The 7,299-nt window shown below is 55.3% G+C and carries 8 protein-coding genes and 1 pseudogene; 5 read left to right on the top strand and 4 right to left on the bottom strand.

The features are described from left to right. Positions 1–159, bottom strand: a pseudogene (locus tag CW267_RS29185) (acyltransferase); the annotation flags it as partial. A gap of 179 nt (positions 160–338) precedes the next feature. On the opposite strand from CW267_RS29185, the gene CW267_RS29180 reads away from it, so the two are divergent. The 5 genes from CW267_RS29180 (at position 339) to CW267_RS29155 (ending at position 6,156) form a co-directional block, all read left to right on the top strand. Continuing rightward, on the top strand, positions 339–638 hold the full coding sequence (locus CW267_RS29180; RefSeq protein ID WP_077598891.1) for a YsaB family lipoprotein: 300 nt from the start codon (positions 339–341) through the stop codon (positions 636–638). Between the two features lie 127 nt (positions 639–765). Further along, a complete protein-coding gene (gene glyQ, locus CW267_RS29170) occupies positions 766–1,677 on the top strand; it encodes a glycine--tRNA ligase subunit alpha (protein WP_004205014.1) in 912 nt (303 codons plus the stop codon). A 9-nt stretch (positions 1,678–1,686) separates the two neighbouring features. Next, positions 1,687–3,756 carry a glycine--tRNA ligase subunit beta gene (gene glyS / locus CW267_RS29165; protein ID WP_012967074.1) on the top strand — a complete coding sequence of 690 codons (2,070 nt, stop codon included), beginning with the start codon at positions 1,687–1,689 and terminating at the stop codon, positions 3,754–3,756. Positions 3,757–4,082: 326 nt separating this feature from the next. After that, the gene (gene hokA, locus CW267_RS29160; protein ID WP_012967075.1) at positions 4,083–4,235 is read left to right on the top strand and encodes a type I toxin-antitoxin system toxin HokA; all 153 of its coding nucleotides are present in this window, start codon (positions 4,083–4,085) and stop codon (positions 4,233–4,235) included. 301 nt (positions 4,236–4,536) lie between these two features. Then, on the top strand, positions 4,537–6,156 hold the full coding sequence (locus CW267_RS29155) for an ATP-binding cassette domain-containing protein (RefSeq protein ID WP_100781150.1): 1,620 nt from the start codon (positions 4,537–4,539) through the stop codon (positions 6,154–6,156). A gap of 98 nt (positions 6,157–6,254) precedes the next feature. On the opposite strand, the gene cspA is transcribed toward CW267_RS29155, so the two are convergent. The 3 genes from cspA to CW267_RS31130 form a co-directional block, all read right to left on the bottom strand. After that, on the bottom strand, positions 6,255–6,467 hold the full coding sequence (gene cspA, locus CW267_RS29150) for an RNA chaperone/antiterminator CspA (protein ID WP_000014594.1): 213 nt from the start codon (positions 6,465–6,467) through the stop codon (positions 6,255–6,257). A gap of 252 nt (positions 6,468–6,719) precedes the next feature. Further along, entirely contained in the window at positions 6,720–7,010 is a 291-nt protein-coding gene (locus tag CW267_RS29145; RefSeq protein ID WP_002921931.1) for an HTH-type transcriptional regulator, read from the bottom strand. A gap of 108 nt (positions 7,011–7,118) precedes the next feature. Then, positions 7,119–7,299, bottom strand: a 181-nt coding sequence (locus CW267_RS31130; RefSeq protein WP_206054970.1) for a hypothetical protein, incomplete at its 5' end; no start/stop codon positions are given.

Raw genomic sequence — 7,299 nt, 5'->3', positions numbered from 1 at the left:
GCTGACGCGGGAGGCGGAATTGAGCAGATTGGCGATGTCCCATTCCATAAGGGTGATGGCATGCGGATGAGTGATATACCAACTGGTACTGTGGATCATCACCACCATCATGCAGGCGATACCGCGCAGGTTGGTGATCCAGTGTATCTTTTCTTGCATCAGTCCCTCAAAGTCTGCTGGCGAAATAAGGTCTGACCCGCCTTATGTCCCGGTGTCGCAATAGATTAGTCTGAGTTTTCGGTCACAGACTTGTCGCGGTTTTATGATATTCGCAAAATACCTGTAATACTGAATCTTTACGATAACAACTTGCTAACAAGGCGGTGGAGGAGTACGTGGTGAAAGGTGTTGTTTCCGTTATGCTGGTGCTGCTCCTCGCGGGCTGCAGCGAGACCATTTCTCCCCCGGCGCAAAAAGCGCAGCGCGCACGCATTACTCCGCAAACGACGCTCAATATGGCCCAGCTTTGCAAGGATCAGGCCGCTATTCGCTACAACACGCAAACGCAGCTCGTTGACGTGAACCATTTTGAACAATTCCAGGCGAGCTATGAGCTTTCGGGGCGGACCGGCAAGAATGAGCGTTTCATCTGTTCCTTTGACCCGGACGGCCAGTTTATGCATCTTTCGATGCGCTGAATCGACCCCGGCTGGCGTAAATTTCGTCCGTTTTCCTGAAACAACGCCGTTTCGTACTGTATATCTCGCAGCCAGCGGGTATACTGACTCCTTCCTTTAAATCCACACGTATCCAGCACGAAATCATATGCAAAAGTTTGATACCAGGACCTTCCAGGGCCTGATCCTGACCTTACAGGATTACTGGGCTCGTCAGGGCTGCACCATTGTTCAACCACTGGACATGGAAGTCGGCGCCGGCACCTCTCACCCGATGACCTGCCTGCGCGCGTTAGGGCCGGAGCCAATGGCGACCGCCTACGTGCAGCCTTCCCGTCGTCCAACCGATGGCCGCTATGGCGAAAACCCGAACCGTTTACAGCACTACTATCAGTTCCAGGTGGTGATTAAGCCCTCGCCGGACAACATTCAGGAGCTGTACCTCGGATCGCTGAAAGAGCTGGGTATGGACCCGACCATTCACGATATTCGTTTTGTCGAAGACAACTGGGAAAACCCGACGCTGGGCGCCTGGGGTCTGGGCTGGGAAGTGTGGCTCAACGGCATGGAAGTGACGCAGTTCACCTACTTCCAGCAGGTGGGCGGCCTCGAGTGTAAGCCGGTGACCGGCGAGATAACCTACGGTCTGGAGCGTCTGGCGATGTACATCCAGGGCGTGGACAGCGTTTATGACCTGGTCTGGAGCGATGGCCCGCTGGGTAAAACCACTTACGGCGACGTGTTCCACCAGAATGAAGTGGAGCAGTCCACCTATAACTTCGAATACGCCGACGTCGACTTCCTGTTCTCCTGCTTTGAGCAGTATGAGAAAGAGGCCCAGCAGCTGCTGGCGCTGGAGACTCCGCTGCCGCTGCCGGCCTATGAACGTATTCTGAAAGCGGCTCACAGCTTTAACCTGCTGGATGCGCGTAAAGCCATCTCCGTCACCGAGCGTCAGCGCTATATTCTGCGCATTCGCACCCTGACTAAAGCAGTGGCGGAAGCGTACTACGCTTCCCGTGAAGCGCTCGGCTTCCCGATGTGCAACAAGAATAAATAAGAGGCGGCCATGTCTGAGAATACTTTTCTGGTGGAAATCGGCACTGAAGAGCTGCCACCAAAAGCGCTGCGCAGCCTGGCGGAATCTTTTGCTGCGAACGTGACCGCGGAGCTGGATAATGCCGGCCTCGCACACGGTAAAGTGGAATGGTTTGCCGCCCCGCGTCGTCTGGCGCTGAAGGTAGCCAACCTGGCGGCGGCGCAAGCCGATCGCGAGGTGGAAAAACGCGGCCCGGCTATTGCCCAGGCGTTCGATGCCGAAGGCAAGCCAAGCAAAGCGGCCGAAGGCTGGGCGCGCGGCTGCGGTATCACCGTCGATCAGGCCGAACGTCTGACCACCGACAAAGGCGAGTGGCTGCTGTATCGCGCCCATGTAAAGGGCGAAAGCACTGAAGCGCTGCTGCCGAACATGATTGCCAGCTCGCTGGCGAAGCTGCCGATCCCGAAACTGATGCGCTGGGGCGCGTCTGACGTCCACTTCGTGCGTCCGGTTCACACGGTGACTTTGCTGCTGGGTGACAAAGTGATCCCGGCCACTATCCTCGGTATTCCGTCCGATCGCGTGATTCGCGGGCATCGCTTTATGGGTGAGCCGGAGTTCACTATCGATCATGCCGACCAGTACCCGCAGATCCTGCTGGAGCGCGGTAAAGTCATCGCCGATTACGAACAGCGTAAAGCCAAAATCAAAGCCGATGCGGAAGAAGCGGCGCGTAAGATTGGCGGTCAAGCCGATCTGAGCGAAAGCCTGCTGGAAGAAGTCACCTCGCTGGTGGAATGGCCGGTGGTGCTGACGGCGAAGTTCGAAGAAAAATTCCTCGCGGTGCCGTCCGAAGCGCTGGTTTACACCATGAAGGGCGACCAGAAGTACTTCCCGGTCTACGACAACGCCGGCAAACTGCTGCCGAACTTTATCTTCGTAGCCAACATCGAGTCCAAAGATCCGCAGCAGATCATCTCCGGTAACGAGAAGGTGGTTCGTCCGCGTCTGGCCGATGCTGAATTCTTCTTCAACACCGACCGTAAAAAACGTCTGGAAGATAACCTGCCGCGTCTGGAAACCGTGCTGTTCCAACAGCAACTTGGGACCCTGCGCGACAAGACCGATCGCATCCAGGCGCTGGCGGGCTGGATTGCCGGGCAGATTGGCGCTGATGTGAACCATGCGACCCGCGCGGGCCTGCTGTCCAAGTGCGACCTGATGACCAACATGGTCTTCGAGTTCACCGACACCCAGGGCGTGATGGGGATGCACTACGCGCGCCATGACGGCGAAGCGGAAGACGTGGCCGTAGCGCTGAACGAGCAGTATCAACCACGCTTTGCCGGCGACGCGCTGCCGTCTAACCCGGTTGCCTGCGCGGTGGCGATTGCCGATAAGATGGACACCCTGGCGGGTATCTTTGGTATCGGGCAGCATCCGAAAGGCGATAAAGACCCGTTTGCGCTGCGCCGCGCCGCGCTGGGCGTGCTGCGTATCATCGTTGAGAAGAACCTGAATCTCGATCTGCAAACGCTGACCGAAGAAGCGGTGCGTCTGTACGGTGAGAAGCTGACCAACGCCAACGTGGTTGATGATGTGATCGACTTTATGCTGGGCCGCTTCCGCGCCTGGTATCAGGACGAAGGTTACGGCGTCGACACGATCCAGGCGGTACTGGCGCGTCGTCCAACCCGCCCGGCGGATTTTGATGCGCGCATGAAAGCCGTATCGCACTTCCGTACCCTGGAAGAGTCCTCCGCGCTGGCGGCGGCAAACAAACGTGTCTCCAACATCCTCGCGAAATCCGACGAGACGCTGAACGACATCGTTCACGCTTCAGTGCTGAAAGAAGCGGCGGAAATCAAGCTGGCGGGCAATCTGGTGGTGCTGCGCGACAAACTGCAGCCGTATTTCGCCGCAGGCCGTTATCAGGATGCGTTGATCGAGCTGGCTGCGCTGCGCGAGCCGGTGGATGAATTCTTCGAGAACGTGATGGTTAACGCTGAAGACAAAGATGTTCGCATCAACCGTCTGACGCTGCTGTCCAAACTGCGTGAACTGTTCCTGCAGGTCGCGGATATTTCTTTGCTGCAGTAAGCGTATCGGTAATAATAAAAGACCTGCCTCAGGGCAGGTTTTTTTATACGTGAAATATAAATAGATGAACCGTTAATAATTCTGCTATTGATATCTTCATTATTTACATTCATCGATAAGAAATGTTTTAGGAATATATAAACATAATTCCGTGAGGTATTTACGCTAGAATGGCGGCGGGTGCTTGAGACTGTGTGTCTCAGGTATTCAGCGGGAGACAGACAGAGAAAAGCCCCACCTGATAGTAATCAAAGTGAGGCTCCCCTATGTATGAACACCATAAGAGTAGCCTCTTACTTGTTGAAAATCAACACTGGAGGCGAGGAATGCCGCAAAAGTATCTGTTGTTTGGCTTAGTAGTGATTTGCTTCACTATTTTATTATTGACCTGGATGGTTCGTGATTCGCTATGTGAATTACAGCTCAGGCAGGGAAATATTGAGCTGGTGGCATTCTTAGCCTGTGATATTAAACAGTAAGAGCATCTGGTGGGGATCTATCCCCACCATGCTTGCAGTGTCAGGCATTCTCAATGCACCCTTTCATTGTTCACCAAATAAATCATTTGCCTCCTGATATCAGGAGGCCTTTTTATTTTTACACGATCGTTGAATAAAACAGGCTTGCAACGCATACCGGAGTGTGGCTATCCTATGTCCCGACGAATTCCTCGTCTCACCGGAGCGCGCCCCACAAATGAACAAACACGACTGATGAATTTCACGCCTTACCTCGCAGATGTTGCGGGTAGGGGAGTATTGATTTCATTCAGGAGTGCTTATGGCTCATTGCGCCCATATCCCCGCTTTTGTTTTACATCAGGTCACCTGTCAGTTTGCGACGGGAGATACGCTTTTTGGTCCGCTGAATTTATCGCTGGAATCGTCGCTTTGCGGCCTGGTCGGCCGTAACGGCGTCGGTAAGACGCGTCTGCTACGTCTGCTGGCCGGTCTGGATTCCCCCGCCGAAGGCTATATCGAGCGCGGGGCTTCTATTGCCTGGGTGGCGCAGCAGTCGACGCTTACGCCGGAGACCACCCTCGCTACGCTGCTGGGCTATGCGCCGATATTTGATGCCTTGTCTCGCCTTGAACAGGGTCAAGTGCTGGCTGCCGATTTCGATCTATTGGATGGCCACTGGGATCTCCCCGATCGCCTGAGTTTAGCTTTCCGTGAAGCCGATCTCCCGCCGTTCTCTGCCGATCGTCCCGCTTTTTCACTCAGCGGCGGCGAGCGGATGAAGGCTCTGCTGTGCGGCGCCTTTGTCTCCGGCGCCGATTATCTGCTGCTGGATGAGCCCACCAACCATCTGGACCGCCAGGGGCGGGAGTGGCTCTATCACCAACTGGAAAGCTGGCAGGGTGGGGCTCTGATCGCCAGCCACGACCGCGAGTTACTGACGCGGATGCCGAAGATTATTGAGCTGACGCCGACGGCGCTGCGCAGCTACGGCGGCAACTATGATGAATATCAGCGCCAGCGTATGGCGGAGCAGCAGGCTGCGCGCGCGGCGCTGGAGCATGCTGTGACCGAGCGACGGCGCACCCGCGCGCGAATGCAAAAGGAGCATGACGCCGCGCAGCGGCGCTCGGCTCAGACGCTGCGGACCGTTGATACGCTAAATATTGCCTCGTTTGAACGTGTGAAGTACAAAGGTGCGGCAAAAGAGCGCCCGGGAACGCTGCGCCGTCAGCATCGTGAACAGAACAGCAGTCTGAATGCCGCCGTGCAGCAGGCACGGGAGCGGGTAGAAGACGACAATCCGGTGATGTTCACCCTGCCGGGTAGCGAAGTGGCCGCCGGCAAGCAGGTTCTGGTGGTGGAAGCATTGCAGCTCGCCCATTCACCCGCTGCGCCGCTGGACTGGCGTATAGATGGTCCGATGCGTATTGCGCTAAAGGGACCGAACGGCTGTGGCAAAACCACTTTGCTGAAAACGCTGCTGGGGCTGGAGCAGGCCGTCTCAGGCGATGTCCGGCTGTCGGTGAGCGCGGCTTATCTGGATCAACATCTGACGCAGCTGGATCTGTCGTTATCGGTCATGGCGCACCTGAGCCTGGACGATACCCCGCTGGATGAGGGCCTTCTGCGCACCCGACTGGCGCAGCTCCAGCTTGGCGCGGATAAGGTCACTCTGCCGCTGGCGACGCTCAGCGGCGGCGAGCGTCTGAAAGCGGCCCTGGCGTGCGTGCTCTGGCGACGCGATCCCGCTCAGCTGCTTTTGCTGGATGAGCCGACCAACCATCTCGATTTAGCATCGACACAGGCTATTGAAAGCGCGCTGGCGGCGTTTCCCGGCGCGATGCTGGTGGTGTCACATGACGAGGCATTTTTACACGGTCTGAAGCTGACCCATAGCCTGGCGTGGCGGGAGACGGGCTGGCACTTTTCCCTGCTCTGAATGCCCAACAGCCGCCATCGTATGCTGGCGGCTGTTGGCGACAGATAAAAAAAATCCCCGCCATCAGGCAGGGATTCTCGATTCTTAGCGGCTTGAACTTACAGAGAAGTTACGTTGCCAGCTGCCGGGCCTTTAGCGCCGCTTTCGATGGTGAAGGAAACTTTCTGACCTTCGTCCAGGGATTTGTAGCCATCGTTCTGGATAGCAGAGAAGTGTACGAACACGTCTTTAGAGCCATCGTCAGGAGTGATGAAGCCGAAGCCTTTGTCAGCGTTGAACCATTTTACGATACCAGTCATTTTACCGGACATAGTGAATTACCTTTAAAAAAATAAGTGAGCCTTGCGGCGTAGCGGTCTGGACTACAGATTTAAAGCGATAAAGGGAAAGTTCACTACGGGGGTATCTTTGGATAACCTTAGAAGGACTGCTCTATTCGACTGCTCTGTGGTCTGTACATCAAACCTGCGAGCATTAACGCACGTTCAGCACCTGATAGCAAACTTTTTTTTACGGTGCAGCGGCAAAAGCCCCCTTACTGACCCATGCCGCTGCGCGCTGGATTAATCGAGTAACTGTCGTGAAAGCTGTGGATTGGCCTGAATCAGGCGCATCAATTTCAGCTCGGTGGGAGACGGTCTAACCCGTCTCGACTCCCACTCTCTTACCATGGCGACGCTCACGCCCATGACGTTGGCAAAGTCGTCAATCTTAAGTCCAGTGCCTTTACGCAGTTGCTCAAATTCACTAAACACAGTGGACTTACGGTTTGAGGTAAGTTTCTGATTATCATCCTTAAATACGATGTGTTCCAGGCTGCTCAGCAGTTCAAACACGGGATCTTTATATTCCATTGAGAACTCCTTTTATCACACAGCGGAAGAGATTTTTTATAAAGCTCTTTAAGAATAGTCAGAAAATCGTGCAGCGGATGGTAACGTCCGTGATTATTTGCCAACAGGCTATCGAATCGGCCCCGGCAGCCAAACGGCAGTGGAGCCTAAGAGAATGATTACTAACGCGATGAGATGGCTTCGAAAATTTTTGTAAACGGATAAGAAAAAAGCGGCAAAGCCGGCGCGGGCCGCCGGCTTAACAATCAGGCTTTCTGCAGACCTCTCGCGTCGTCTTTCGTCGCCGGCG

The sequence above is a fragment of the Klebsiella sp. X1-16S-Nf21 genome, from assembly GCF_002837615.1.
Lineage (GTDB): Bacteria > Pseudomonadota > Gammaproteobacteria > Enterobacterales > Enterobacteriaceae > Klebsiella > Klebsiella variicola.
Note: the sequence above shows the minus strand (reverse complement) of the source record. Positions and strands in the feature narration are given on the sequence as shown.